At 66.6% G+C, this 25249-nt stretch carries 18 protein-coding genes; 12 read left to right on the top strand and 6 right to left on the bottom strand.

What is annotated here, in order from left to right; all coding sequences use genetic code 11:
* Positions 1 to 18 precede the first annotated feature (18 nt).
* Entirely contained in the window at positions 19 to 1134 is a 1116-nt protein-coding gene (gene mnmH / locus EPD82_RS06710) for a tRNA 2-selenouridine(34) synthase MnmH (protein ID WP_141056202.1), read from the top strand.
* Here mnmH and EPD82_RS06715 read toward each other — a convergent pair.
* On the bottom strand, positions 1131 to 2783 hold the full coding sequence (locus tag EPD82_RS06715) for a fatty acid--CoA ligase (protein ID WP_141056203.1): 1653 nt from the start codon (positions 2781 to 2783) through the stop codon (positions 1131 to 1133). The two genes, mnmH and EPD82_RS06715, sit on opposite strands and share 4 nt — an antisense overlap.
* 172 nt (positions 2784 to 2955) lie before the next feature.
* Here EPD82_RS06715 and EPD82_RS06720 point away from each other — a divergent pair, with 172 nt between their 5' ends.
* Together EPD82_RS06720 and EPD82_RS06725 are read left to right on the top strand one after the other, a co-directional pair.
* Positions 2956 to 3264 (top strand): DUF485 domain-containing protein, encoded by a 309-nt coding sequence (locus EPD82_RS06720; protein WP_055422803.1) that lies wholly within the window; start codon positions 2956 to 2958, stop codon positions 3262 to 3264.
* The gene (locus tag EPD82_RS06725) at positions 3261 to 5009 is read left to right on the top strand and encodes a cation acetate symporter (RefSeq protein WP_055422804.1); all 1749 of its coding nucleotides are present in this window, start codon (positions 3261 to 3263) and stop codon (positions 5007 to 5009) included. Before EPD82_RS06720 ends, EPD82_RS06725 begins: the two co-directional genes overlap by 4 nt.
* 51 nt (positions 5010 to 5060) lie before the next feature.
* On the opposite strand, the gene EPD82_RS06730 is transcribed toward EPD82_RS06725, so the two are convergent.
* Positions 5061 to 6533: a DNA recombination protein RmuC gene (locus EPD82_RS06730; RefSeq protein ID WP_141056204.1), complete on the bottom strand. Its 1473-nt coding sequence runs from the start codon at positions 6531 to 6533 to the stop codon at positions 5061 to 5063.
* Between the two features lie 89 nt (positions 6534 to 6622).
* Between EPD82_RS06730 and EPD82_RS06735 the strand changes: the two genes are divergently transcribed.
* Complete coding sequence (locus EPD82_RS06735; protein ID WP_055422975.1) at positions 6623 to 6835, top strand: YgaP family membrane protein; 213 nt, start codon at positions 6623 to 6625, stop codon at positions 6833 to 6835.
* 23 nt (positions 6836 to 6858) lie between these two features.
* Here the strand turns inward: EPD82_RS06735 and rsmA are convergent, their stop codons facing one another.
* From rsmA to EPD82_RS12260, 4 genes are read right to left on the bottom strand one after another with little or no spacing between them, the layout of a single operon-like run.
* Complete coding sequence (gene rsmA, locus EPD82_RS06740; RefSeq protein ID WP_141056205.1) at positions 6859 to 7665, bottom strand: 16S rRNA (adenine(1518)-N(6)/adenine(1519)-N(6))-dimethyltransferase RsmA; 807 nt, start codon at positions 7663 to 7665, stop codon at positions 6859 to 6861.
* Entirely contained in the window at positions 7662 to 8639 is a 978-nt protein-coding gene (pdxA, locus tag EPD82_RS06745) for a 4-hydroxythreonine-4-phosphate dehydrogenase PdxA (protein ID WP_141056206.1), read from the bottom strand. The genes rsmA and pdxA overlap by 4 nt, the downstream gene beginning before the upstream one ends.
* The gene (locus tag EPD82_RS06750; protein ID WP_141056207.1) at positions 8636 to 9643 is read right to left on the bottom strand and encodes a peptidylprolyl isomerase; all 1008 of its coding nucleotides are present in this window, start codon (positions 9641 to 9643) and stop codon (positions 8636 to 8638) included. Before EPD82_RS06750 ends, pdxA begins: the two co-directional genes overlap by 4 nt.
* Positions 9643 to 12285 (bottom strand): LPS-assembly protein LptD, encoded by a 2643-nt coding sequence (locus EPD82_RS12260; RefSeq protein WP_141056208.1) that lies wholly within the window; start codon positions 12283 to 12285, stop codon positions 9643 to 9645. The genes EPD82_RS06750 and EPD82_RS12260 overlap by 1 nt, the downstream gene beginning before the upstream one ends.
* Positions 12286 to 12368: 83 nt before the next feature.
* On the opposite strand from EPD82_RS12260, the gene EPD82_RS06760 reads away from it, so the two are divergent.
* From EPD82_RS06760 to dnaE, 8 genes are all read left to right on the top strand, one after another.
* Positions 12369 to 13364 carry an aminoglycoside phosphotransferase family protein gene (locus EPD82_RS06760; protein WP_141056209.1) on the top strand — a complete coding sequence of 332 codons (996 nt, stop codon included), beginning with the start codon at positions 12369 to 12371 and terminating at the stop codon, positions 13362 to 13364.
* 13 nt (positions 13365 to 13377) lie between these two features.
* Complete coding sequence (murU, locus tag EPD82_RS06765) at positions 13378 to 14085, top strand: N-acetylmuramate alpha-1-phosphate uridylyltransferase MurU (protein ID WP_141056248.1); 708 nt, start codon at positions 13378 to 13380, stop codon at positions 14083 to 14085.
* Positions 14082 to 15440 (top strand): aminopeptidase P N-terminal domain-containing protein, encoded by a 1359-nt coding sequence (locus EPD82_RS06770; RefSeq protein ID WP_141056210.1) that lies wholly within the window; start codon positions 14082 to 14084, stop codon positions 15438 to 15440. The genes murU and EPD82_RS06770 overlap by 4 nt, the downstream gene beginning before the upstream one ends.
* An 83-nt stretch (positions 15441 to 15523) precedes the next feature.
* A complete protein-coding gene (locus EPD82_RS06775) occupies positions 15524 to 16630 on the top strand; it encodes an FAD-dependent monooxygenase (protein ID WP_206202227.1) in 1107 nt (368 codons plus the stop codon).
* Between the two features lie 190 nt (positions 16631 to 16820).
* Positions 16821 to 18350 (top strand): GGDEF domain-containing protein, encoded by a 1530-nt coding sequence (locus tag EPD82_RS06780; RefSeq protein WP_141056212.1) that lies wholly within the window; start codon positions 16821 to 16823, stop codon positions 18348 to 18350.
* A 100-nt stretch (positions 18351 to 18450) separates the two neighbouring features.
* A complete protein-coding gene (locus tag EPD82_RS06785) occupies positions 18451 to 20751 on the top strand; it encodes an NADP-dependent malic enzyme (protein WP_141056213.1) in 2301 nt (766 codons plus the stop codon).
* A 19-nt stretch (positions 20752 to 20770) separates the two neighbouring features.
* Positions 20771 to 21754, top strand: coding sequence for a quinone oxidoreductase family protein (locus EPD82_RS06790; protein WP_141056249.1), 984 nt, complete (start codon positions 20771 to 20773; stop codon positions 21752 to 21754).
* Complete coding sequence (gene dnaE / locus EPD82_RS06795) at positions 21754 to 25218, top strand: DNA polymerase III subunit alpha (protein ID WP_141056214.1); 3465 nt, start codon at positions 21754 to 21756, stop codon at positions 25216 to 25218. Before EPD82_RS06790 ends, dnaE begins: the two co-directional genes overlap by 1 nt.
* Positions 25219 to 25249 lie beyond the last annotated feature (31 nt).

The following is a 25249-nucleotide window of genomic DNA, read 5'->3' on the forward strand; positions in this document are numbered from 1 at the left end:
TTGACCTCCTCGAGATCCATGGCTGCCAAAGACAAAGACCGGATTGTACCGCTCGAACGGATGGACGAATTCGACGCGATCATCGACGCACGCTCGCCCGCCGAGTTTCTCGAAGACCACATCCCCGGCGCGATCAACCTGCCAGTGCTCGACGACACCGAACGGCGCATCATCGGCACCATTTACAAGCAGCACTCGGCCTTCGAGGCGCGCCGGCTCGGGGCCGCCTGGGTAGCCAAGAATCTCGCGCGTCACCTGCAGGAACGCCTGCAGCAGCATCCTCCTTCCTGGCGCCCCCTCGTCTACTGCTGGCGCGGCGGGCAGCGCAGCGGCGCCTTCGTCACCTGGCTGCGTATGATCGGCTGGTCAGCGGCGCAGCTGGCGGGCGGCTACAAGACCTATCGCCGCTGGGTGCTGGAGCGGCTCGCCGAGCTGCCGGCGCACTTTTCTTGGCGCGTCATCGCCGGCCCCACCGGCTCGGGCAAGACGCGCGTACTGCAGGCGCTCGAGCGCCGCGGCCATCAGGTGCTCGACCTCGAAGCCTTGGCGCGTCATCGCGGCTCCATCCTCGGCGCCTGGCCGGGAGGCGAAGCCCAGCCCACGCAAAAAGCCTTCGATACGGCGCTCGTCGCGGCGCTGCGCCGCTTCGACCCTTCCCGGCCCGTCTTCGTCGAAGCCGAGAGCAAGCGCATCGGCCTGGTGCAGCTGCCCGAGGTACTCCACGAAGCAATGCGGCTCGCCCCCATGATCGTGCTCGATACGCCCCAGGAGTGCCGCCTGCAGCTCCTGCTCGAAGACTATGGCTGGCTGGGCGACGAGCCTGAGGCGCTCGCGCGGCGGCTCGAGCGCTTCAAAGGCTTCGTCCCGAACGAGACCTTGCGCCGCTGGCAGGAACTCGCCCTTCGCCGCGATCTGGCAACGCTCTTTGCCGAGCTCATTGCCCGGCACTACGATCCCCTCTACCGCCGCTCGCTCGCCCGCCATCCGGAGCTCGTACAGGCGCCCCGGGTACGGCTCACGGAGCTGGACACCGCCGCGCTGGAGGCCGCCTGCGGGGAGATCGAGGCGTGGGGATCGGCTTCCGAACTCCTTCCCCGACCGTCTTCGGCCGCCGCCTCGGCCCGCCCTCCTTAAGCGGCGCCGTAGCGCTCGCGCAGGGCCCGCTTGTTGATCTTGCCCACGCTGGTTTTCGGGATTTCCTCGAGGAAGACGATGCGATCGGGCACGGCATAGCGCGAGATTTCCCCTGCCTCGGCGGCGCGCCGCAGCGCCTGGAGGATTTCTTCGGAACTCACCGCCCCCGGTCGGGACGGCACGACAAAGGCCAAGGGGCGCTCCCCCCAGCGCTCGTCGGGTACGCCGATCACCGCCACTTCGGCCACCCCCGGCACCCGAAGGATGTGCCCTTCGATCTCGAGCGAACTGATCCATTCCCCGCCCGATTTGATCACGTCCTTGAGCCGGTCGGTAATGCGCAGGAAGCCGTCGGGGTCGATCACGCCGATGTCTCCCGTGTGCAGCCATCCGCCGCGCCACAGGCGCTCGGAGCCCTCGGGATCGTGCAGGTAGCCCTGGGTGAGCCAGGGCGCGCGCACCACCACTTCCCCGGCACTCTTGCCATCGTGCGGCAGTTCGTTCATCGCCCCGTCGACGATGCGCAGCTGCACCAAGGGGATCGGCCGTCCCGTCTTGGCCCGTTGCCGGGCTTGGGCTTCCAGGTCCCACGACAGCATGTCTTCATCGAGGAAGGCCACGGTCAGGATGGGGCAGGTCTCGGACATGCCATAGCCGGTGACGACGTCGATGCCGCGCTCCAAGGCGGACTTGGCCAATGCAGCTGGCAGGGCCGAACCGCCGATGATCACTTTCCAGCCGGACAGATCGGTCGTGGCCGATGCCGGACTCATCAGCAGCATCTGCAAGATGGTAGGCACGCAATGCGAAAACGTCACGCCATGCTCGGTACGCAACTTCAGGAGGCGCTCCGGCACGTAGCGGCCAGGATAGACCTGCTTCAGACCGAGATTCGTCGCCACGTACGGCATGCCCCAGGCGTGGACGTGAAACATGGGCGTGATGGGCATATAGACGTCCCGTTTGTCGAGACGACAGTGCGCCGCAGCGCCCAGCGCGAGCTGGCAGGCGATCGTGTGCAGCACCAGCTGGCGGTGGCTGAAAAACACCCCTTTGGGCAGGCCCGTAGTGCCGGTGGTATAGAAAGTGGTGGCACGGGTATCTTCGTCGAGCTCGGGAAAGAGGTAATCCGGCGAAGCCGCCGAGAGCAGCGCCTCATACTCCCCGGCGCAGCGCAAGCCCTGCAAATCTGCCTCGCGAGCCTTTCCTTCGTCGTCGAGCAGCACGACTGCCCTGACGGTGCGCAATTGCCCGGCGATACGCTGCAGCAGCGGCAAGAACTCGACATTGACGAGCAGGATGTCGTCGGCGGCGTGGTTGATCGTATAGACGATCTGCTCCGGCGAAAGGCGCACGTTGACCATGTGCAGCACCGCACCCATCATCGGCACGGCGTAGAAGCATTCGAGATAGCGGTTCGTATCCCAGTCCATGACCCCGACGGTGCTCCCTCGCCCCACCCCGAGTGCGGCAAGGGCATCGGCCAGCCGTCCGACCCGTTCGCGCAATTGCCGGTACGAATGGCATGTCTGGCCATAGACGATCAGGGAGGCAGGGTGATCGGATACCGCCCGTTCGAGCATGTGCCGTATCAGCAAGGGATAGGGATAGGCAGAGGGAGTCCGCTCGGTGCGTGATGTGGTGTCCATGGTTCGGTCCTCTCCAAGGAAAAAATACTTGAAGGGCGGTGACATCTCACCGCCGCGTTCTTGGCGCGAGATTATCAAATAATTTTTATTTTTGCACGCGTAAGCATTTTGTAAGGCTTCCCCTCTAGCCTACGATCTGCAGACCCCTGCAAACGCTTAGGAGGAGAGCACCATGCAAAACGACATCTACGAGCGGATTCGGGCGAATCCGAAGTACCAGCGCCTCGTGCAGGAGCGCGGGCGTTTCGGCTGGATCCTGACGATCCTCATGCTGATCGTCTACTACGGCTACATCGCGCTGATCGCCTTCGACAAGGAGTTCCTCGCCAAGCCCATCGGCACCGGCGTCACCACCCTTGGTATCCCCATCGGCGTCGGTGTCATCCTCTTTGCCATCATCATCACCGGTATCTATGTGCGCCGCGCCAACACCGAGTTCGACGCCCTGACCGAAGAGATCCTCAAGGAGGTGCGCAAATGAGAACGGCGACGAAACTGTGCGGCGCGCTGACGCTGCTCGCAGCCACTGGGGTTGCCTTCGCGGCCGGTGGCGACCTGGGGCAGACCGTCAAGCAGGAGACGAACTGGACCGCGATCATCATGTTCCTGATCTTCGTCGGTCTGACGCTGTGGATCACGAAGTGGGCGGCGGCGCGTACGAAGACGGCGGCGGCTTTCTACACCGCCGGAGGCGGCGTCACCGGGTTCCAGAACGGACTGGCGATCGCCGGCGACTACATGTCCGCGGCCTCCTTCCTCGGCATCTCGGCGGCCATCATGGCCAACGGCTACGACGGGCTGATCTACTCGATCGGTTTCCTGGTCGGCTGGCCGATCATCACCTTCCTGCTCGCCGAGCGGCTGCGCAACCTCGGTCGTTTCACCTTCGCCGACGTGGCGGGCTACCGCTTCCGGCAGGGGCCGATCCGCACCTTCGCCGCCGCCGGTACCCTGGTGGTCGTGGCCTTCTACCTCATCGCGCAGATGGTCGGCGCCGGGCAGCTCATCAAACTGCTCTTCGGCCTGGACTACTGGATGGCCGTGGTGATCGTCGGCGTGCTGATGATGGTCTATGTGCTCTTCGGCGGCATGACCGCCACCACCTGGGTGCAGATCATCAAGGCGTGCCTGCTGCTCGCCGGCGCTTCCTTCATGGCCTTCGCCGTGCTCTTCCACTTCGGCTTCAACGTGGAGGCGATGTTCGCCAAGGCGGTGGAGATCAAGACCAACCTGGCGCTCAATGATCCCAAGGTGGTCGCCAAGGCGGCCGAGCAGGGCAAGGACGTGATGGAGGTGGCGCAAAACGTCGGGCGATCGATCATGGGACCGGGCAACTTCATCAAGGACCCGATCTCGGCGATCTCCTTCGGCATGGCGCTGATGTTCGGCACGGCCGGCCTGCCGCACATCCTCATGCGTTTCTTCACGGTGCCGGATGCCAAGCAGGCGCGCAAATCCGTGCTCTGGGCCACCACCTGGATCGGCTACTTCTACATCCTCACCTTCATCATCGGCTTTGGCGCGATCATCTTCGTGCTCACCGATCCAAGCTTCCTCGACGCCAAGGGCGCGCTCAAGGGCGGTAGCAACATGGCGGCGATCCACCTCGCCAACGCGCTCGGCGGCAACATTTTCCTCGGCTTCATGTCGGCGGTGGCCTTCGCTACCATCCTCGCAGTGGTGGCGGGACTCACCCTGTCGGGCGCCTCGGCCGTGTCGCACGACCTCTACGCCACCCTCTTCAAGGAGGGCAAGGCGGATTCGGCCTCGGAGCTGCGCGTCTCGCGTATCGCCACCCTGTGCCTGGGCGTGGTGGCCGTGCTGCTCGGCATCGCCTTCGAGAAGCAGAACGTCGCCTTCATGGTGTCGCTCGCCTTCGCGGTGGCGGCTTCGGCCAACTTCCCGGTGCTGCTGCTGTCGGTGCTGTGGAAAGACTGCACCACGCGCGGCGCGGTGATCGGCGGCTTCCTCGGCCTGATCGCCTCGGTCGGGCTCACCGTGGTCTCGCCGGCGGTGTGGGAAGACGTGCTCGGCAATCCCAAGGGTTCGGCCTGGTTCCCCTACACCTCGCCGGCGCTCTTCTCCATGCTGGCCGGTTTCCTCGGCACCTGGCTCTTCTCGGTGCTCGACCAGAGCGAACAGGCGAAGAAAGAGCGCGCGGCCTACGCGGCCCAGCGCGTGCGCTCCGAGACCGGCTTCGGCGCGGCGGCGGCTTCAGACCACTGATCGTCCCTACAAGGCAATCCCTTTCACCCCCGGCCCCGTCCGGGGGTTTTTCTACCTCCTCGGCTCCTCCGCCGTCTCCGCCAATGGGCCGTCTGCTTCGGGATCCTCGCCGAGCAGGCCGAGCGGTAGATTCTTCCCTGGCTTGACTCCCAGAGCCTTGAGCGACTCGGCCCGGTGCAGCAGGTTTCCCCTGCCGGCGACGAGCTTTGCCATCGCTTTGTCGTACTCGCTGCGTGCCTGCTCCAGGCGCTGCCCGAGCGCTTGCAAGTCGGTGACGAAGCCGGCGAGTTTGTCGTAGAGCTCGGCGCCGCGTTTGGCGATCTCCTGGGCATTGCGATTCTGCTGCTCCTGGCGCCACAGATGCGCGACCGTACGCACGACGAAGAGCAGGGTCGAGGGGCTCACCAGCAGCACGTTACGCTGCCAGGCGTCCATGAAGAGCTCTTTGTCATGCGTGACGGCGAGCATGAAGGCCGGTTCGATCGGCACGAAGAGCAGCACGAAGTCGAGCGAGGAGACCCCATAGAGCTGCTCGTAGCGCTTCTGCGACAGCCCTTTCATGTGGGTGCGCACCGAGTCGAGATGGCGCTTGAGCGCACCTTGACGCTCGCCGTCGTTCTCGGCGGCGACGTAGGCTTCGTAGGCGTTGAGCGAGACCTTGGCGTCGATGACGAGGTGGCGCCCCTCGGGCAGGCGAATGACGACGTCGGGTTGCAGGCGCCGCCCTTCGCCGTCGGTGTGGGCGACCTGCACCTCGTACTCTTCGCCGCGGCGCAGCCCCGAAGCTTCGAGCACCCGCTCGAGCACGAGCTCTCCCCAGGTGCCTTGGGTCTTGCTCGAGCCCTTGAGGGCTTCGGTGAGCTGCCGCGCTTCACGGCTCAGGGTTTGGTTGAGCGCCATGAGCTGTCGCACCTGCTCGGCGAGCGCGGTGCGATCCTTTCCTTCGGTGACGTAGGCCTCTTCGACCTTGCGCTGGAATTCGGTCAGACGCAGCTTGAGCGGTTCGAGCAAGGCACCCAATTCGTTCTGGTTCTGCTCGGTGAAGCGGCGAGATTTCTCTTCGAGGATGTCGTTGGCCAGATTCTTGAACTGCTCGGTGAGCTGCTGGCGCGCGTCTTCGAGCAAGCGCAGTTTCTCTGCTGCCGCCCGGCGCTCGGCTTCCAGCTCCTGGGCCAGAGCCGCCTGCCGTTCGGCCAGACTCCGGTTTTCTTCCAGTGTCTGCTGCCAGCGGTCCTGTACCTCCGCAAGGCGCTGCTTGGCCTCGGCGAGCCGCTCTTCGAGCCCGGCGCGATGCGCGAGCTCGCCGCGCAGCTGCGCCACCTCCTCGTGCAGCGCGCGGCGCTCTCCTTCGATCGCTTCGATGCGCTGGCGCAATTCGCTCTGCAGGCGCAGCTCGGCCTCCTGGCGCTGGGCGAGCTCGCGCTCGAAACTCGCCCGCTGGGCCGAGAGCGCCAGACGCGCCCCCAAGAAGGACAAAGCAGCGCCGACGGCTGTGGCCAGCACGATGAGTAGCAAAAAATCCATGACCGGAAACTCCAAAATCCGCCGAAGTGATCTATGATGATACGCGGGTTTACTGGAAGCACAGGAAGCACAGGAGAAGCGAGATGGAAATGAAACGAAACGTCGGCGGCATCGATAAAATCGCGCGCATCGTCGTCGGGGTGGTGCTGATCGTCCTCGCTTTGATGGGTATCGGTACGCCGTGGACGTGGATCGGCGTGCTGCCGCTGGCTACGGGGCTGCTCAACTGGTGCCCGCTGTATACCCTGATCGGCGTCAACACTTGCCAGAAGAAGGAATCCGGCTCCGGTCAGGCCTCCTGAGTTGAGGAGACATCCGTCGAAGCTCAGTCGGCGGATGTCTCTGGCTTCTCGCGCGAGAGCGCATTGGCCAGCCGCACGAAATCGGCCACGGACAGCATCTCGGCGCGCAGACACGCATCGATGCCGGTACGGGAAAAAATCTCGGCCGACGCCAGCGCTTTCAAGGCATTGCGTAGCGTCTTGCGCCGCTGGTTGAATGCTGCGGCCACTACGCGCGCAAACGTGGGGAAGTCGTCCACCTCGTACCTGCCTCGAGGCAACGGGGTGAGGCGCACGATGCTGGAAGTCACTTTCGGCACCGGCACGAACGCGCCCGGCGGCACGTCGAAACACTTGCGCACGGCAAAGCGCAGTTGCAGCATCACCGACAATCGCCCGTAGGCGGCGCTGCCCGGCTCGGCCGCCATGCGCTCGACTACCTCCTTTTGCAGCATGAAAGTCATGTCTTTTATGCGATCGGCGTACCCAGCGAGATGGAAGAGGAGCGGCGTCGACACGTTATAAGGCAGGTTTCCCACCACGCGCAGCGGCGCCGGCAAGGTAGCGAAATCGAAGCGCAGGGCGTCGCCCTCGATGAGCCGCAGCCGCTCCTCGGGAAAACGCTCCCGCAAGCGGACGGCGAGATCACGGTCGAGTTCGATGGCCGTGAGATGGCCGGCAGCATTGATGAGCGGCTCGGTGAGCGCGCCGAGTCCGGGGCCGATCTCGACCAGATGCTCGCCGGGTTTCGGGTCGATGGCGGCGACGATGCGCCGGATGATGTTGGGATCGCGCAGGAAATTCTGTCCGAAGCGCTTGCGCGCCCGGTGGCCTTGTACTTCGGCGCTCACGTACCGCTTTCTCCTTGGGCAGCAAGGCGCTCCTCGACGGAAGCGAGCAGGCAGGCGAGCGTGACCGCTTCGAAGAGGCTGCCTGGATCGGCGCGCCCGGTTCCGGCCAGATCGAGCGCCGTGCCGTGATCGACCGAGGTGCGGATGAAGGGCAGGCCCAGGGTGACATTGACCCCGTTGCCAAAACTGGCGTATTTGAGCACCGGCAGGCCCTGGTCGTGGTACATGGTGAGCTGCGCGTCGCTGCCGGCGATGACGCGGGGGGTGAAGAGCGTATCGGCGGGCAGAGGGCCGATCAGGGTCATGCCCTCGGCACGCAGGCGCTCGAGCACCGGGGTGATGACCTCGCGCTCTTCGCGCCCGATGTGGCCGCTCTCGCCGGCGTGCGGATTAAGGCCGGCCACCAGGATGCGCGGCTGCGGGATACCGAAACGTCGGCGCAGATCCCGATCGAGGATGCGCAGCACGGCTTCGAGCCGCTGCGGCGTAACCGCGGCAGGCACTTCGGCGAGCGGCAGATGGGTGGTGACCAGCGCCACGCGCAGCCCCGCGCCCACCAGCATCATCACCACGAGCGGAGTGCCGCTGCGCTCGGCGAGATACTCGGTGTGTCCCGTAAAGGGGTGACCCGCGTCGGCGATGAGGCTTTTCTGGATTGGTGCGGTAACGATGGCGCTGAAAAGGCCGCCGAGCACGCCGTCGATGGCCGTATCGAGCACTTCGAGCACGTAAGGCGCGTTGGCCGGTTCGAGCCGGCCGGGGATGGAAGGCGCGCGCAGCGGCACATGGCGTATCGACAAGGGTGCGGGATCAGCCGGATCGAACTCGGGCAACGACGACACGCCGCGCTCGCGCAGCAACTTCCGGTCGCCGATCAGCACGAGCGGCGCAGGCCACAGACGGTCGGCGAGCCGGGCGCAGAGCTCGGGCCCTACTCCGGCGGGCTCACCGGTGGTGATGGCGATCGGTTTCATTTCGCCTCCAGCGCATCGCGGCGGATCTCGACGAAGGCCTCGGCCCGGATCGTCTGCAACCAGGCATTATAGGCCTGCTCCATCTTTTGCCGGCGCAGCAACTGCCGGGCGTAGTTGCGGCGGTAGTCCTCGGAGGCGGTGAGCGGACGGCGTTCCAGCACCTGGATCAGGTGCCAGCCAAAGGGGGTTTTCACCGGCTGGGAAATCTCACCCGGAGCGAGCCGGTTCATCGCTTCTTCGAATTGAGGAACGGTATCGCCGGGGTTGATCCAGCCGAGATCACCGCCCTTGAAGGCGGAGCCGTCGTCGGAGTTGGCCTTGGCGAGCTCGGCGAAATCGACGCCATTGACGATGCGCTCGCGCAGCGCCAGCAATTTGGCCTTGGCTGCCTCGTCGTTGGTGGTCTGGTTGGTACGGGCCAGGATGTGGCGCACGTGGGTCTGCGTCACGTTGCCGGCTTCCGCTTCGATGCGGCGCATCACGTCGGGGTTGTTGGCGAGGAAGTGGTCGACCTCGGCATCGGACACCGTCACCCGCCCTTCCATTTCGCGGTCGCGCAGGCGGGCAATGGTCATCTCGCGGCGAATCTGCTCGCGGAACTGCTCGAAGGTGATGCCGTCGGCGGCGAGCGCCTGTTTGAGGGCATCGAGCGTCATATTGTTGCGCCGGGCGATGTCCTCGATGGTGCGATCGATGGCCGTATCGTCGACGGTGATCCCCATGCGCTTGGCCACCTGCAGCTGCAGTTTCTCCAAAATCATCTGTTCGAGCACCTGCTGGCGCAGCTCGTCCTCGGGGATCTGCACCCCTTGCTTGGCCACTTGCCGCTTGGCACGCACCATGTACTGCTGCAGCTCGGTGGAAGTGATCGGTTCGTTATTGACCACGGCCACGACCCGAGTGAGCTCGGCGGCAGCGGTAGATCCTGCCCACAGCGCGAGCAGCAATAGCGCAGAGCGAAAAACCGCCCCGAGCAGCGGAAGCGAGCGTCGTTTCACTGCCATCACATTCCTCCTGCGGATCCGAACAGGGTGCTGGTGGCGGTAGGCGAGATCTTGCCGTAACCCGGCACCGAGCGGCGCAGCAGCGTCTCGGGGCTCGAGCCGAGGCTCCCCAGGCCCGTGAGCTCGAGCTGCACGAAAAAGGCGGTGTTGTTGTCGTTCTCCGACAAGGCGTAGCGGTGGAAGACGGTTCGCAGCACCCAGCAGCCGCCATCGTACTCGAGGCCGAGGATGGCCTCGGTGAGGCGCTCTTCGAGAATCGAGCGGCTCAGGCGCCCCACGCCAACCCAGCCACGGGCAAGCGGCCACTGCGCCCCGATTCCCACGTCTTCGAGCAGATCGCGCGTATAACGGTAGTCGAGATTGAGCACCCGCGCGAATCCGGCCTGATAACGCACCCCGGCGTTGAAGCGCTGCGTCAGGTCTTCGCTGGGGTTGTATTGCCAGAACGATTTGAACTGCATCCGGCGGGTGAGATGCACATCGGCCTCGCCAAGGACATCGGTGCGCCGGTCGACGATGGGGCTCTCGTCGGGCATGAGCACCTCCGGCGTCTCGAAATAATAGCGTTGACCCAGCGTGAGCCGCAGGCGTTCCCAGCCGGTGTCCGATTCCAGGAGACGGGTGGTCGCCGCCACCGTGACCTGGTCGGCATCGGAGATGCGGTCGTCGCCCACGTAGCGGTTCGGATAAAAAATCTGGGCAAAACCGTAGCCGAAGCGCGCCGTGTCGAAGAGCGGGATGTCATCCTGGCGGCGATAGGGGGTTTTCACGTAGTAGATGCGCGGCTCCAGGGTCTGGAGCCAGTCACGGCCGAAGAAGCTCGCGTCGCGCTCGAAGGCGAGCCCCATGTCGAGCGAGGCGATCGGAACGCTGCGATCGATGGACGTGCGCCCCCCCCCCAGGGCCGGCTGATCCAGGTCATAGCTCGTGTAGTGCCACTGCAGGCTCGGTTCGAAATGCCACCAGCTACGATATATGGGCAAAGAGATGGAAGGGTTGAGCACGGCTCGGTCGCCATCGACCCAGTTCATGCCGTAATCGCCGCGCTGGCCGGCGTCGTCGTGACGGAACTGGGTGTAGAGCGTGCGCAGCTTGAACTCGAGCCCACCCGGCAATTCGACGGGCTGGTGCCACAAGGAAAACTCCGGCAGGCGCCGGTAGGGTTCGCTCACCTCCCGGTCGATCGTCTGATACTGCTGCATCAGCAAAGACCCGCCCCAGCCCGAGGAATTCTGATAGTTCAGCACCCCCTGCTGCACGAGATGGGCGGTGGAGGAAAGCTCGATGCGGTTGCTCAGATCGTTGAAATAGTCTTTGTCGCTGACACGGTTGAAATCCAGCCCATAGGACCATTCCGGGCCGAGGCTTTGCTGGTGTTGAAATGAGGCGAGCGCCCGGTTGCGTTCGGCCTCGCGGTCATCGGGCAAGACCTCGGCGCGAATCTGCCCTTGGTAGGAAGGCGTGAGGTAGCGGTATTCGCCCCCCAGCTGGAGGCCGCGCCGCGCGATCGCCCTCGTGGTCAAGGTTGCGTCGTAGTTGGGCGCGAGGTTGAAATAGTACGGCACGGCCACGTCGAAGCCAGAATTGGTCGACATGCCGACGCTGGGGGTGAGGAAACCGGACTTGCGCTCCCGCCCCAACGGAAATTCCGCATAAGGTGCAGCTAGGATCGTCGCGCCGTGGAACACCAGCGCCATGTTTCGCGCCTGGGCCTGGTTGCGGTCGTAGTCGAGCTTGAGCTCGTCGGCCCTCACGTACCAGGCCGGGTCGGGCGCCGCGCAGCTCGTCCAGGTGCCATTGAGCAGGCGGTAGCGGTTCTCTCCTTCGAAGAAGAGTTTCTCGCCGGCACCGTGGCCCGCGCGGCTCTGCTCCTTGACGTTCTCCGGCGGGTCGTAGCGATAGACCGGCTGCTCGATCTCGCCTTCCTTGGCGGTGACGTAGAGTCGGCCGCGAGGTCCTTCGACCTGAAAGCCCTTGGCCGTGTCCTGGATGAAAAGATTCCCCTCGCCGCTCGCCTCGTCGGTGAGCTCGTCGAAGCGCAGGCGATCGCCCTGAATGCGGATGTTGTCGCGCACGAGGATGGCGTTGCCCACGGCTTCGACGGCGGCGCCCCGCTCGCCGCGGATCTCGTCGGCCTCGACGATCGTTCCCTGGGGCAGGAGGGGGATCTCGACGCCGCTTGCCGTGTCGGTGGAGAGGCGGATACGGGGGGGTTCCTGCGGTTGAGCCACTCTTGGCCCGGCAGGGGGCGAAGGAGCCGGAACCGTTCCCGCTGGCGCCTGGGTTGAAGCCGCAGCAGGGGCAGCTGGCGAAGCGGCGGCCGGCGCTTGCGCCGGCTCGGCTGCGGATGGAGTCGCTTGCTGCCGTGCAGAGGGAACGGCTTGGGGTGCGCCGGCCGGAGGCAAAGGCTGGGCGCTTCCTCCCGCAGGCGAAGGAACGACGGTGACCGTAGCGCCGGAAGGCGATGTGGCGGGCGAGGCGGAGGGCGCAGGCGCAGGCTTGGGCGCCGGCGGCAGGCCGAGGAGCTCCGGTTTCACGGGCAAGGGCGGCAAGGGCTGAGCGACCGCCTTGGCGCAGGGTAGGCTCCAGGCCAAGAATACCGCTGCCCAGGCGAGCAAGGCGAAATTTTCCCCGTCACGCAAAATCCTACTCCCCGGAAGTCACGGGCGTGCAGCCTCGGCTTTGTTAAAATCGTCCGCCATTGTACCGCAAGGAACTCTTCCTCATGGATCGATTCGCGCGCCTGTGTCACTGGCTGGCCGATCTGGGCATCGCCGCCGAACCCCGTCCGGCGAGCGCCGACGCCAGTTTCCGCCGCTACTGGCGCGTCGTCCTGCCCGACGGCGGCACGCGCATCGTCATGGACGCCCCGCCCGACAAGGAGCCGCTCGCCCCCTGGCTCGCCGTACAGCGTCTGTTGTACGGGGCCGGCATCACCGTGCCGCGCCTCGAATCGGTCGACGCGGCCGAAGGATTCGTGCTGATGGAGGATTTCGGCGATCTCCCCTACGCCGGCAACGTTTCCCCAGAATCCGCCCACGAGCGCTACGCCCAGGCTCTGGGGGTGCTCGCGGCGATGCAAGCCCTGACGCGCCCGGATTGGCTGCCGGAATACGACCGGGAAAAACTGCTCGCCGAGCTGCGGCTCTTCCCCGAATGGTACCTGCGCCGCCACCTGGGCGTGACCCTCGCGCCGAGCGAAGAAGCGATGCTCGAACGGCTCTTCGAGGCGTTGGTCGCGCGGGCGCTCGCGCAACCGCGGGTCTTCGTGCATCGCGACTACCACGGCCGCAACCTGATGCTGCTCGACGATGGCCGCGGTCCGGGCGTGCTCGATTTCCAGGACGCGGTCTGGGGTCCCGTCACCTACGACGCGGTCTCGCTCTTCAAGGACGCCTACGTCGATCTGCCCGAGGAATTCGCGCTCGACCTGCTGGTACGCTACTGGCAGGTGGCCAAGCGCCTGGGGCTGCCGATCCACGCCGAGTTCGAGGCCTTCTACACCGATTACGAATGGATGGGCGTGCAGCGCCACCTGAAAGTGCTGGGCATCTTCGCGCGACTCGCGCATCGCGACGGCAAGACGCGCTACCTCGAAGACCTGCCGCGCGTGCGCCGTCATCTGCTGCTCACGAGCCGCCGCTACGGGGAACTCGCCCCCTTGCGCCGGCTCCTCGAACGGTTGCATCCCGAGGAACTGGCCGTTGGCTACACATTCTGAGGGTTTCGCGGCCATGGTACTCGCCGCCGGACGCGGCGAGCGCCTGCGCCCGCTCACCGATACCTGCCCCAAGCCACTCGTGGAGGTGGGCGGCAAGGCGCTCATCGACCACTGGCTCGAGCGGCTCGCCGAGGCCGGTTGCAGCCGCGCCGTGGTCAATCCCTGCTGGCTCGGCGAGCGCATCGTCGCCCACCTGGGGCAGCGGCAAAGAAGCACGATGGAACTTCTCTTCAGCCCGGAGCCGGCACCCGGCCTGGAGACGGCCGGAGGCGTGCGCCAGGCGCTGCCCCTGCTCGATGCCGAGTCGTTTCTCGTCGTCAATGCCGACGTCTACTGCCCGCTCGACGTGGCCGCCTTCGTGCGCCGTGCCCGGCAGCGGCTCGAATCCGGGTTCCTGGCGCACCTGCTGCTCGTCCCCAATCCGGCGCACCGTCCCCAGGGAGACTTCGCCCTGGGGGAGGATGCGATGGTGTATCCTGATGCGCAGGAGGCGCGCGGCACTGCACTCACCTTCGCCGGCATCGGTTTTTACCGCGCCGAGCTTTTTCGGCCCCTGCCGGCTGGGGTGCGCACGCCAATGGCGCCGCTCTTGCGCGCGGCGATGCGCGCGGGCAAGGTGAGCGGCGAGCGCCACGACGGCCCGTGGGTCGACGTTGGCACCCCCGAGCGCCTGGAAGCATTGCGCCGCCAACTGTCGGCGGCGAACGAGGAGAAGGCATGAATCCGGATTTTCCCGTCGGCCGTTACCACGAAGACCTGAGCGCCTTCGCCAAACGCCGCGCGAGCCTGCTGACACAGCTCGAGGCCGCCGGCGGCGGGGCGCTGCTACTGCCCACCGCCCCTGAGCGCATCCGCAACGGCGGCACCGCCTACCCCTACCGTTTCGACAGCGACTTCTACTATCTCACCGGCTACCTCGAGCCGGATGCCTGGCTGCTGCTTCGCACCCATGAATCGCCGCGCAGCGTGCTCTTTTGCCGCGACCGCGATCCGGAAAAGGAACTGTGGGAAGGCCGCCGTCTGGGGGTAGCCGCCGTACCCCAGGCGTTGGGGCTGGAAGCGGCGTTTCCGCTTGCCGAGCTCGACGCGAAACTGCCGGAACTCCTCGCCGGAGCTCCGGCGCTGTGGCTGCCGCTCGCGGAGAACGAGGAGATCGACGCCCGGCTGCGCCGCCTGCTGGCGGCCCTGCGCACCAAGGCCCGGCTCGGCCCGCCAGCGCCAGACACGCTACACGACGCCCGCGCGCTCATCGCCCGCATGCGCCGCGTCAAGGACGCCTTCGAGCTCGAGCTGATGCAGCGCAGTGCGACGATCGCCGCTCATGCCCACCGCCGCGCCATGCGTGTCTGCCGGCCAGGACTGCACGAATACGCGCTGGAAGCGGAGCTCATCGCCGAATTCCGCCGCCACGGCGCCCAAGGCCCCTCCTACCCCTCCATCGTCGCCGGCGGCGCCAACGCCTGCATCCTGCACTACACCGACAACCGCGCGCGGCTACAGGCAGGCGAACTGGTGCTCATCGACGCAGGCTGTGAATACGACGGCTACGCTTCCGACATCACCCGCACCTTCCCCGTCGACGGGCGCTTCCGTCCGCCGCAGCGCCTGCTCTACGACCTCGTGCTCGCGGCGCAGGAAGCGGCGATCGCCACGATCCGCCCCGGCGCCACCTTCGACGACCCCCATCAGGCCGCGGTGCGCGTACTCACTCAAGGGCTGCTCGACTTGGGGCTCCTCTCCGGTTCGCTCGACGAGGCGCTCGAACGACAGACCTACAAGCGCTTCTACATGCATCGCACCGGTCACTGGCTGGGGCTGGACGTGCACGACGCCGGCCCCACCCATGAGAACGGCCAGCCGGTGACGCTCGTACCCGGCATGGTGCTCACAGTCGAGCCGGGGCTCTACGTGCCCGAGGCCGACGACGTGCCGCGCGATTTCTGGAACCTCGGTATCCGCATCGAAGACGACGCCCTCGTGACCGAGAAGGGGTGCCGGCTCCTCACGCGCGACGTGCCCGTCGCGGCCGAGGCGATCGAAGCGCTGATGCAGCACGGCGGGAGTGACGCACGATGAACCTCCAGAATCCAGGCGCATCCTCGTTTCGAGAGCCAGGAGAGCATCCGCAGGCGATTGCCCCGCGCTCATCCGATCATGACGTGGCCATCGTCGGCGCCGGCCCCGTCGGGCTGACGCTCGCCCTGTGGCTGCATGAACTCGGCCGAGACACCGTGGTGTTCGACGCCCGCCCGCGCACGCGCCTTGCCGACGATGCTCGGGTGCTGGCGCTGTCGCTGGGCACCTGGCGCCAGTTCGAGCGGCTGGGGCTCGCCCGGCTGCTGCCGGCCACGCCGATTCGCACCATTCACGTCTCGCAGCACGGTTTCGGCCGCGTGCGGCTGGACGCGAAAACGCTGGGAGTGCCTTTCTTCGGTACGGTCGTGCGCGCGGCCGATCTCATCGCGGCGCTGATCGAGGCGGCACAGACACGCGGCATCCCGCTGCTGGACGGGACGCCAGTCGAGACGAGCGAAGTCCAGGGCGAGCGCATCGCCCTCGGCACGCCCAGAGGCGTCTTCCTCGCCCGGCTCTGTGCCCGCGCCGAGGGGCGATTGTCTGGCGAGACGCCGGACGTCGTCTCGCACGACTACGGCCAGAGCGCCCTCATCGGCTGGGTGCACGCCGAGGGGCTCGCGCCGGAGAGCGCCGTCGAACGCTTCACGCCGCAAGGACCAGCGGCGCTCCTGCCCGATCACGGTCAGTGGACCTTTGTCCATGTGCTGCCGCACGGCGAGGCCGGACAGGCCGCTGCCCTGCCCGATGCGGCCTATCTCGAGCGCCTCGAGCGCGCCTTCGGCAACCGCTGGCGGCTGGGCGGGATCCACGGCCGCGCCGCCTATCCCCTGGTGCTGCGCTGGCGCCGCCGGCCGGTGGCCGAGCGTACCGTGTGGCTGGGCAACGCGGCCCAGACCCTGCACCCGGTGGCAGGCCAGGGCTTCAACCTCGCCGCCCGCGACGTCGGCACGCTGGTGGAACTGCTGCGCGAGGCCGACGACCCCGGCAGCGCCTGGACGCTCGAGCGCTACGCCCGGCGCCGCACCCCCGACCGGCGGCTCACCATCGGCCTCACCGACGGCTTCGCACGCGGATTCCTGCCTCGAGAAGGTTTGATCCCGCTCGCACGCGGCGCTGCCCTCTTCGCACTCGATGCCTGCCTGCCGCTCAAAGCGCGCTTCGCGCAGCAGATGATGTTCGGGTGGCGATGATCACTCGCAGGCAGCCAAGGTCTTGCGTCCAATCACCGCGTGTCCTCGCAGCCGAGCAATGCCGCCGCTTCGCACCCCAATTCGCCTAACGGCGCCTCCGCATGGCCCCGAGCGCCGGCACTGGATTGAGGCGCGCTAGCGGCCGCAGTGATACACTGACATCCCTGCCGGCGCTTGCCTCTCACGAACGATGCCTTCCTCTCCCGTCGATCTCGCCAAAGAAACCCTCCTGCGCCTGGCGCAGCTGCAGCAGCCGCCCACCCCAGAGAACTACACCCGCATCTATTGCGAACTCGCCGGGGAACCGGAGCTGCTACCACCGCGGCTCGTGCGCTTGCTCGAGCTGGTCGTGGCCAAACTCCCCCGCACTGGAGAGCGGACCTGCGCCGCACTCGCGCGCGCAAGGGATCACCTCAAGCGCAATGAGACGGCACAGGCTCTGGCTGACGTCGAAGAAGCCTTGCTCGCCCTGCCTCCAGCCCACGAAACGGCGGTTTCGTGGGCCCCCCTGATCCGCCGGCTGATCGACGCCTGGGAGCACGCCGCCCCTGGATGGACGCCGGAGCGCAAGCTCCATGCCTTGGAGACGATTCTCGAGGAGGGACAGAGTCGTTGGCTCCCACGGCGGCTCGAGCGCTTCATCGCCGGACTGCGCCAGCCGCCCGGAGAAACGTCCTCCTCCCCGGCTGCTGCTCCAGAGATCGACACGGCCGCCCTCACGGGAGCGCTGCTCGAGCTGCTCGCCCATACCATGCACGCGCTCGAGCTCGTCGGCGGCGACAACGACGGCATTCGAGCCGAGTTAGGCCGTCTGCGCCACGAACTCCTCCAGCCGGCCACGGACCTCACGCCTCAGGTGGTGCGCCTACTGCAGGAACGGCTCGACGCCCTGCTCGACCCTTTGCAGTGCACCCTCGAGCGCAAGCGCGCAGCCGAGGCCGAACTCAAACGCCTGCTGGCCGATTTCCTCTCCCAGCTGGGGCAGATGAGCCGGGAGACCGAGCAGTACCAGTCCCAACTGCAGCAGGCGGCCGTGGCCATCGAACAGGCCAACGATCTCGCCTCCGTCGCGGGCGAGCTCCGCACCCTGCTGCAGGCGACGCGCCACATGAGCGAGACCACCCGCCAGGCGCGCGAAGCGCTCGAACGCACCCGCCGCGAAGCCGAGGATGCCGATGCCAAGGTGCGCGCACTGGAAGCGCAGCTGCAGGCGCTCAACGAGCAACTCGTGCGCGACCCTCTCACCGGCCTTTATAACCGAAACGGCCTGGAAGCCGCCTTTTCCCGGGCGATCGAGGCACTACGTCAGGGGGGCATCCCTTCGCTCACGCTGGGCGTGATCGATCTCGACGACTTCAAGCGCATCAACGACCTCTTCGGCCACCAGGCCGGCGACGATTCCCTCAAATTCCTCGCCAAGATCGCCCGAAAGCACTTGCGCGAACAAGACGTCATCGGCCGCTACGGCGGGGAAGAATTCGTCGTCCTCTTGCCGGGCGCGAGCGCCGAGACCTCTGCCGAGATCCTGCGCCGGCTGCAGCGCATCCTCACGCGCGAGATCTTCTTCCAGGACGATCGCCATCGCGTCGTCACCTTCAGCGCCGGCGTCGCCGACGTCCGCCCCGAAGACACGTGGGAGAGCGCCTTCGATCGCGCCGACCAGGCGATGTACCACGCCAAGCGCGCCGGCAAGAACCGCGTCTTCGTCGCCGACACCTGAAGCTCACCCCGCGGTATACTTCCCACCTGATGGATAGACCCCCGTTTCGACGTGCGACCGAGGGCGGGCGCACGCATCCAACCGTTCTGGAGAGCTTCCCATGGACAAAACCTTCCGCGACGCCGCGCTCTACTACCACCGCCACCCCACCCCCGGCAAGATCTCGGTGGTGCCCACCAAGAGCCTGAGCAACCAGCGCGACCTGTCGCTGGCCTATTCCCCTGGCGTCGCGGCCGCCTGCGAGGAAATCGTGCGCGACCCCCTCACCGCGCGGGAATACACTTCGCGCGGCAACCTCGTGGCCGTCATCACCAACGGCACGGCGGTGCTGGGGCTGGGCAACATCGGGCCGCTCGCCGCCAAACCCGTGATGGAAGGCAAGGGCTGCCTCTTCAAGAAATTTGCCGGCATCGACGTCTTCGACATCGAGCTCGACGAGAAAGACCCCGATCGAATCATCGACATCGTCGCCGCCATGGAGCCGACGCTGGGCGGCGTCAACCTCGAAGACATCAAGGCGCCCGAGTGCTTCTACATCGAGAAGAAGCTGCGCGAGCGCATGAAGATCCCGGTCTTCCACGATGACCAGCACGGCACCGCCATCATCTCCTCCGCGGCGCTCATCAATGGGCTGATGGTCGTGGGCAAGAAGATCGACGAAGTCAAGCTCGTGTGCTCGGGCGCGGGGGCTGCCGCGATCGCCTGCCTCGACCTGATGGTGCGCCTGGGGCTCAAGCGCGAGAACGTCTATGTGTGCGATTCGCGCGGCGTGATCCGCGTCGGGCGCGAGCCGGACATGGAACCGAACAAGGCGCGCTATGCCCAGGTCACCGACGCGCGCACGCTCGCCGAGGTAATCGACGGCGCCGACGTCTTCCTCGGGCTCTCCTCGGCGGGCGTGCTCAAGCCGGAGATGGTGGCCAAGATGGCGCGCGACCCCCTCATCTTCGCGCTCGCCAACCCCATTCCCGAAATCATGCCGGAAGTCGCCAAGGCCGTGCGACCCGACGCGATCATCGCCACGGGACGCTCCGACTATCCCAACCAGGTCAATAACGTCCTGTGCTTTCCCTTCATCTTCCGCGGCGCACTCGACGTGGGCGCCACCACCATCACGGAAGAGATGAAGCTCGCCTGCGTGCACGCCATCGCCGATCTCGCGCGCGCCGAGCAGAGCGACATGCTCGCGGGAGCCTATGGGGAAGCCGCCCTCACTTTCGGACCGGACTATCTCATCCCCAAACCCTTCGATCCGCGCCTCATCGTGCGCATCGCCCCGGCGGTGGCCAAGGCTGCCATGGAATCGGGCGTAGCCACGCGGCCGATCGAGGATTTCGACGCCTACCGCACCACGCTACAGAACTTCGTCTACCACTCTGGCGTGGTGATGAAAACGGTGTTCTCGGTGGCGAAAAGCGTCCCGCCCGAGCACAAACGCGTGCTCTACGCCGAAGGGGAAGACGAACGGGTGCTGCACGCTGCGCGCGCCGTGATCGACGAGAAGCTCGCCCGCCCCGTCCTCATCGGCCGCCCCGCGGTGATCGAGATGCGCATCAAGCGCCTGGGGCTCAACCTCGTGCCCGAGCGCGACTTTGACGTCGTCAACCCCGAATCCGACCCGCGCTACAAGGAATTGTGGCAGCAATACCTCGAACTCATGTGCCGCAAGGGGGTGACGCCCGAAATCGCCAAGGTGCGCATGATGAGCGACACGACCCTCATCGGCTGCATGCTGCTCAAGAACGGCTACGCCGATGCGCTCGTGTGCGGCACCTTCGGCACCTACCATTCCCACCTGCAGCACGTGCGCGACGTCATCGGCCTGGCCCCGGACGCGCGCCTCTTCGCGGCGATGAACATCCTCATGCTGCCCAAGCGCACTTTGGCCATCACCGACACCTACGTCAACTACGACCCCTGCGCCGAAGACGTGGCCGAAATCGCCCGCATGGCCGCCGTCGAGCTCACCCGCTTCGGCTATGAACCCGCCGTGGCGCTGCTGTCGCACTCCAACTTCGGCTCGGCCGACACCCCCTCCGCGCGCAAGATGCGCCAGGCGCGCGACATCCTGCGCGCCTTGTGCCCGCAGCTCAACATGGACGGCGAGATGCACGGTGACTCGGCGCTCGACCCGGGCATCCGCCAGCGCCTGATTCCGGCAAGCACGCTCGAAGGCGAAGCGAACCTCCTGGTGATGCCCAATCTGGACGCGGCGAACATCGCCTTCAACCTGATGAAAGTGGCCAATGGCGACGGGGTCACCGTCGGCCCCATGCTGCTGGGCGCGGCCATGCCGGTGCAGATCCTCACGCCCTCCTCGACGGTGCGTCGCCTGGTCAACATGACGGCCGTATCGGTGGTCGACGCGCTCGAGCTGCGCAACAAACTCAAAGCGCAATGACCGGGGAAGCAAGGCCATGCTGACGCACGCGATCCGTTTCTCCGCCCACGGCGGCCCCGAAGTCCTGCGCTGGGAGACGGTAGATCTGCCCGATCCCGGTCCGGGCGAACTCCGCATCCGCCACCAGGCGATCGGGGTGAATTTCATCGACACCTACCACCGCACCGGCCTCTATCCCGTCGCCCTCCCGTCGGGGTTGGGTCAGGAAGGGGCCGGCGTGGTCGAGGCCGTCGGCCCTGGCGTGACCGAATTTCGCCCGGGCGATCGCGTCGCCTACTGCGGCGGGGCTCTCTCACCCGTAGGCGCCTACAGCGAAGTACGCAACTTCCCGGCCGAGCGCGCCGTGCGCCTGCCCGACGACATTTCCTTTGAGACCGCCGCCGCGGTGATGCTGAAAGGCCTGACGGCGCAGTGTTTGGTACGCCGCACCCACCGCGTGCAGCCGGGCGACACGGTGCTCATCCACGCCGCTGCCGGCGGTGTGGGACTGCTGCTCGTGCAATGGGCCAAACAGCTCGGCGCCACGGTGATCGCCACCGCAGGCAACGATGAAAAAGCCGAACTCGTGCGCGCGCACGGCGCCGATCACGTCATCGTCTATACGCGGGAGAATTTCACCGAGCGCACCCGTGCGCTCACCAACGGACGAGGCGTCGACGTGGTCTACGACTCGGTGGGCCGCGCCACCTTCCTCGGCTCGCTCGATTCGCTCCGCCCCCTGGGGCTGATGGTCTCCTTCGGCAACGCCTCGGGCAAGGTCGAGCCTTTCGACATCGGGCTTCTCGCGCAGAAGGGTTCGCTCTTCCTCACGCGCCCGACGCTCTTCACCTACATCGCCCGGCGCGAGGATCTGCTCGCCATGGCCGAAGAGCTCTTCGCGGCGATCCGTCAAGGCTGGCTCGACGTCAAAATCGGCCAGCGTTTTCCGCTCAGCCAGGCGGCCGAGGCCCACCGCGCGCTCGAATCGCGCCGCACCATCGGCGCCACCCTTCTGCTGCCCTGATGACGCCCTACGTCCATCTGCGCCTGCACTCGGAATACTCGCTCACCGACGGCATCTGCACCCTCACGGATGCCGTCGCCGCGGCCGCCGCCGACGGCATGCCCGCCCTGGGCATCTCGGATGCGATGAACCTCTTCGGCATGGTCAAGTTCTACAAGGCCGCGCGCGCCAAGGGCATCAAGCCGGTGATCGGCGTGGACGTCTGGATCAGCAACGAAGAGGACCGCGCCCACCCCTGGCGGATGCTGCTCATTGCCCGCCACCGCGAAGGCTATCGCCAACTGTGCGAGCTCCTCAGTCGCGCCTATCTCGAGAACCAGTACCGCGGCCGCGCCGAGATCCACCCGGCTTGGCTCGAACGGGAATCCTGCAGCGGCCTCATCGCCCTCTCCGGGGCGATGGAGGGCGAACCGGGGCGCTTGCTGCTCGCCCAAAAAGAAGAGGAAGCCGAAACGGCGGCGCGGCGCTGGGCCGAGGTCTTCCCCGACGCCTTCTACCTCGAGCTGCAGCGCGCCGGGCAGCCAGACACCGAGCTCTACGTGGAAGCCGCAGTCGGGCTCGCCGCCCGCCTGGGGTTGCCGGTGGTGGCCACGCACCCCATCCAATTCATGCGCCCAGAGGATTTCGAGGCGCACGAGGCGCGCGTGTGCATCGCCCAGGGCACGGTGCTCGCCGACCCCCGGCGCCCCAAGCCCTTTACCGCCGAGCAGTACTTCCTCAGCCGCGCCGAGATGGCCGAGCGCTTCGCCGACCTGCCCGAGGCGTTGGAGAACGCCGGCGAGATCGCGCGGCGCGCCTCGCTCTCCATCACGCTGGGCAAGAATTTCCTGCCGCCCTTCCCCACGCCACCGGGCGTGACGCTGGACGACTACCTCGTCGAGCGCGCCAAGGAAGGGCTGGAAGTGCGTCTGCGCGAACTCTACCCGATCGAGGCCGAGCGCGAACGCCAGCGCCCGCGCTACGAAGAGCGGCTCGCCTTCGAGACCGGAACCATCGTCCAGATGGGCTTTTCCGGCTACTTCCTCATCGTGGCCGACTTCATCAACTGGGCCAAGGAAAACGGCGTGCCCGTCGGCCCGGGACGCGGTTCGGGCGCAGGCTCGCTCGTCGCCTACAGCCTACGCATCACCGACCTCGACCCCCTGCGCTATGCGCTCCTCTTCGAGCGCTTCCTCAACCCCGAGCGGGTATCCATGCCCGACTTCGACGTCGACTTCTGCCAGGATCGGCGCTACCGAGTGATCGAGTACGTGCGCGATCGTTATGGGCACGACGCGGTGAGCCAGATCGCCACCTTCGGCACCATGGCCTCCAAAGCCGTGGTGCGCGACGTGGGGCGCGTACTCGACTTGCCCTATGGCCTGTGCGACCGCCTCTCCAAGCTCATCCCGCTCGAGGGTGTCAAACCGGTGTCGCTCGACAAGGCGCTCGAGCTCGAACCGCAGCTGCGCGAGCTGATGGAAGACGCCAACGACGGCGAGGCGATCCAGCAGCTGTGGCAGCTCGCCCGCCCGCTCGAGGGACTGGCGCGCAACGTGGGCATGCACGCCGGCGGCGTGCTCATCGCCCCGGGCAAGCTCACCGACTATTGTCCCCTGTATCTGGCCGACGGCGAGGACGCCGTGCCCGTGTCGCAGTTCGACAAGGACGACGTGGAAGCGATCGGTCTGGTGAAATTCGACTTCCTGGGGCTGCGCAACCTCACCATCATCGACCTCGCCCTCGACTACGTCGAGCGACTCACCGGCAGTCGCCCCAAACTCGAAACCCTGGGCTACGAGGATCCGGCCACCTACCAGATTCTGAAAGAGGCGAACACCACCGCCGTCTTCCAGCTCGAATCGGAGGGGATGAAGAAGCTCCTCAAGAAGCTCCAGCCCGACCGCTTCGAAGACATCATCGCCGTGCTCGCCCTCTACCGCCCCGGCCCCCTGGGCTCGGGCATGGTCGACGACTTCATCCTGAGGAAGAAAGGCGAGCAGGCCATCGACTATTTCCACGACGACCTCAAGCCCTGCCTCGAACCCACCTACGGCGTCATCGTCTATCAAGAGCAGGTGATGCAGATCTCGCAGATCATCGGCGGCTACACCTTGGGCGGGGCCGACCTGCTGCGCCGGGCGATGGGCAAGAAAAAGCCCGAGGAGATGGCCAAGCACCGCGAGATCTTCCGCGAGGGGGCGCGCAAGAAAGGCTACGACGAGGCGCTCGCCATGCGCCTCTTCGACCTGATGGAGAAATTCGCCGAGTACGGATTCAACAAGTCACACACCGCCGCCTACGCCGTGGTCACCTACCAGACCGCCTGGCTGAAAGCGCACCACTGCGCCGCCTTCATGGCCGCGACGCTGTCCTCCGACATGGACGACACCGACAGCGTCAAGATCTTCGTCGAAGACGCGCGCGCCAACGGCCTCGAGATCCTGCCGCCGGACGTCAACGCCTCCGCCTACCGTTTCGAACCGGTCGACTCGGGCACCATCCGCTACGGTCTGGGCGCGATCAAGGGGGTGGGCCGGCCGGCGGCCGAAGCCATCGTCGCCGAGCGTGAGCGCAACGGCCCCTTCCGTGATCTCTTCGAGCTGTGCGCACGCATCGACCGGCGAGCGGTCAATCGCCGCGTGCTCGAAGCCCTGGTGCGCGCCGGGGCGCTGGACACCCTGCCGGGACATGCCGGACGCGACCGGGCGCAGCTGCTCGCCACCGTCGGGCTCGCGCTGGAAGCGGCCGAGCAGGCGCAGGCGAACGTCCTGCAGGCGGGACTCTTCGACGATCTCCCCCAGGCCGAAGCGATGCAGCCGGCCTTTGCCGCCGTGCGCCCCTGGACCGAGCGCGAACGGCTCAAGGAAGAGAAGAGCGCCCTCGGATTCTTCCTCTCGGGGCACCCCTTCCACGCCTGGGCCGAGGAAGTGCGCCGTCTGGTGTCGAGGCCGCTCGCCAGCCTCGAACCCGGCTGGGACCCGGTGTGGATCGCCGGGGTAGTCACCGCCCTGCGCACCAAGATGGGCAACCGCGGCAAGATGGCTTTCGTCGAGTTCGACGACGGCACGGCCCAGGTCGAGGTGCTCGCCTACAGCGAGGTCTATGAGGCGTGGCGCCACGCCATCGTGCTCGACGAGCCGCTCTTCGCCGAGGTGAAAGTAAGCCCCGACGACTACTCGGGGGGGTTGCGGGTGGTGGCCGAGCGCTTCGCCACGCTCGCGCAGCTGCGCGAAGAACGCGCCCGGGCAGTCGCCCTCACCGTGGCACTCGAACGCACCACGCCGGAATTCACCGCCGAGCTGGAAGCCGCGCTGCGTCCGCATCTCGGTGGCAAGCTGCCGCTCGCGCTCACCCTGCGCCTGGACGGCACCGAAGGAATGCTGCGTCCCTCCCCTACCTGGGGGGTGCACCCACAGGAGACCTTACTCGCCGCCCTGCGCGCAATCCCGGGGGTAGAGCGCGTCGAGGTGCGTTACGCCTAATCCATCCGAAAAACCATCGTCCACTGCCCAA

The organism is Tepidiphilus succinatimandens (assembly GCF_006503695.1).
GTDB classification, from domain to species: Bacteria; Pseudomonadota; Gammaproteobacteria; order Burkholderiales; family Rhodocyclaceae; genus Tepidiphilus; species Tepidiphilus succinatimandens.

Excerpts from the sequence above, each read along its gene's own strand:
- dnaE (WP_141056214.1), top strand. The coding sequence starts at position 21,754 with ATGACGCCCTACGTCCATCTGCGCCTGCACTCGGAATACTCGCTCACC.
- EPD82_RS06725 (WP_055422804.1), top strand. The coding sequence starts at position 3,261 with ATGAGAACGGCGACGAAACTGTGCGGCGCGCTGACGCTGCTCGCAGCC.
- murU (WP_141056248.1), top strand. The coding sequence starts at position 13,378 with ATGGTACTCGCCGCCGGACGCGGCGAGCGCCTGCGCCCGCTCACCGAT.
- EPD82_RS06770 (WP_141056210.1), top strand. The coding sequence starts at position 14,082 with ATGAATCCGGATTTTCCCGTCGGCCGTTACCACGAAGACCTGAGCGCC.
- mnmH (WP_141056202.1), top strand. The coding sequence starts at position 19 with ATGGCTGCCAAAGACAAAGACCGGATTGTACCGCTCGAACGGATGGAC.
- EPD82_RS06780 (WP_141056212.1), top strand. The coding sequence starts at position 16,821 with ATGCCTTCCTCTCCCGTCGATCTCGCCAAAGAAACCCTCCTGCGCCTG.
- EPD82_RS06750 (WP_141056207.1), bottom strand. The coding sequence starts at position 9,643 with ATGGCAGTGAAACGACGCTCGCTTCCGCTGCTCGGGGCGGTTTTTCGC.
- EPD82_RS06715 (WP_141056203.1), bottom strand. The coding sequence starts at position 2,783 with ATGGACACCACATCACGCACCGAGCGGACTCCCTCTGCCTATCCCTAT.
- EPD82_RS06735 (WP_055422975.1), top strand. The coding sequence starts at position 6,623 with ATGAAACGAAACGTCGGCGGCATCGATAAAATCGCGCGCATCGTCGTC.
- EPD82_RS06760 (WP_141056209.1), top strand. The coding sequence starts at position 12,369 with ATGGATCGATTCGCGCGCCTGTGTCACTGGCTGGCCGATCTGGGCATC.
- EPD82_RS06720 (WP_055422803.1), top strand. The coding sequence starts at position 2,956 with ATGCAAAACGACATCTACGAGCGGATTCGGGCGAATCCGAAGTACCAG.
- EPD82_RS06730 (WP_141056204.1), bottom strand. The coding sequence starts at position 6,533 with ATGGATTTTTTGCTACTCATCGTGCTGGCCACAGCCGTCGGCGCTGCT.
- pdxA (WP_141056206.1), bottom strand. The coding sequence starts at position 8,639 with ATGAAACCGATCGCCATCACCACCGGTGAGCCCGCCGGAGTAGGGCCC.
- EPD82_RS06785 (WP_141056213.1), top strand. The coding sequence starts at position 18,451 with ATGGACAAAACCTTCCGCGACGCCGCGCTCTACTACCACCGCCACCCC.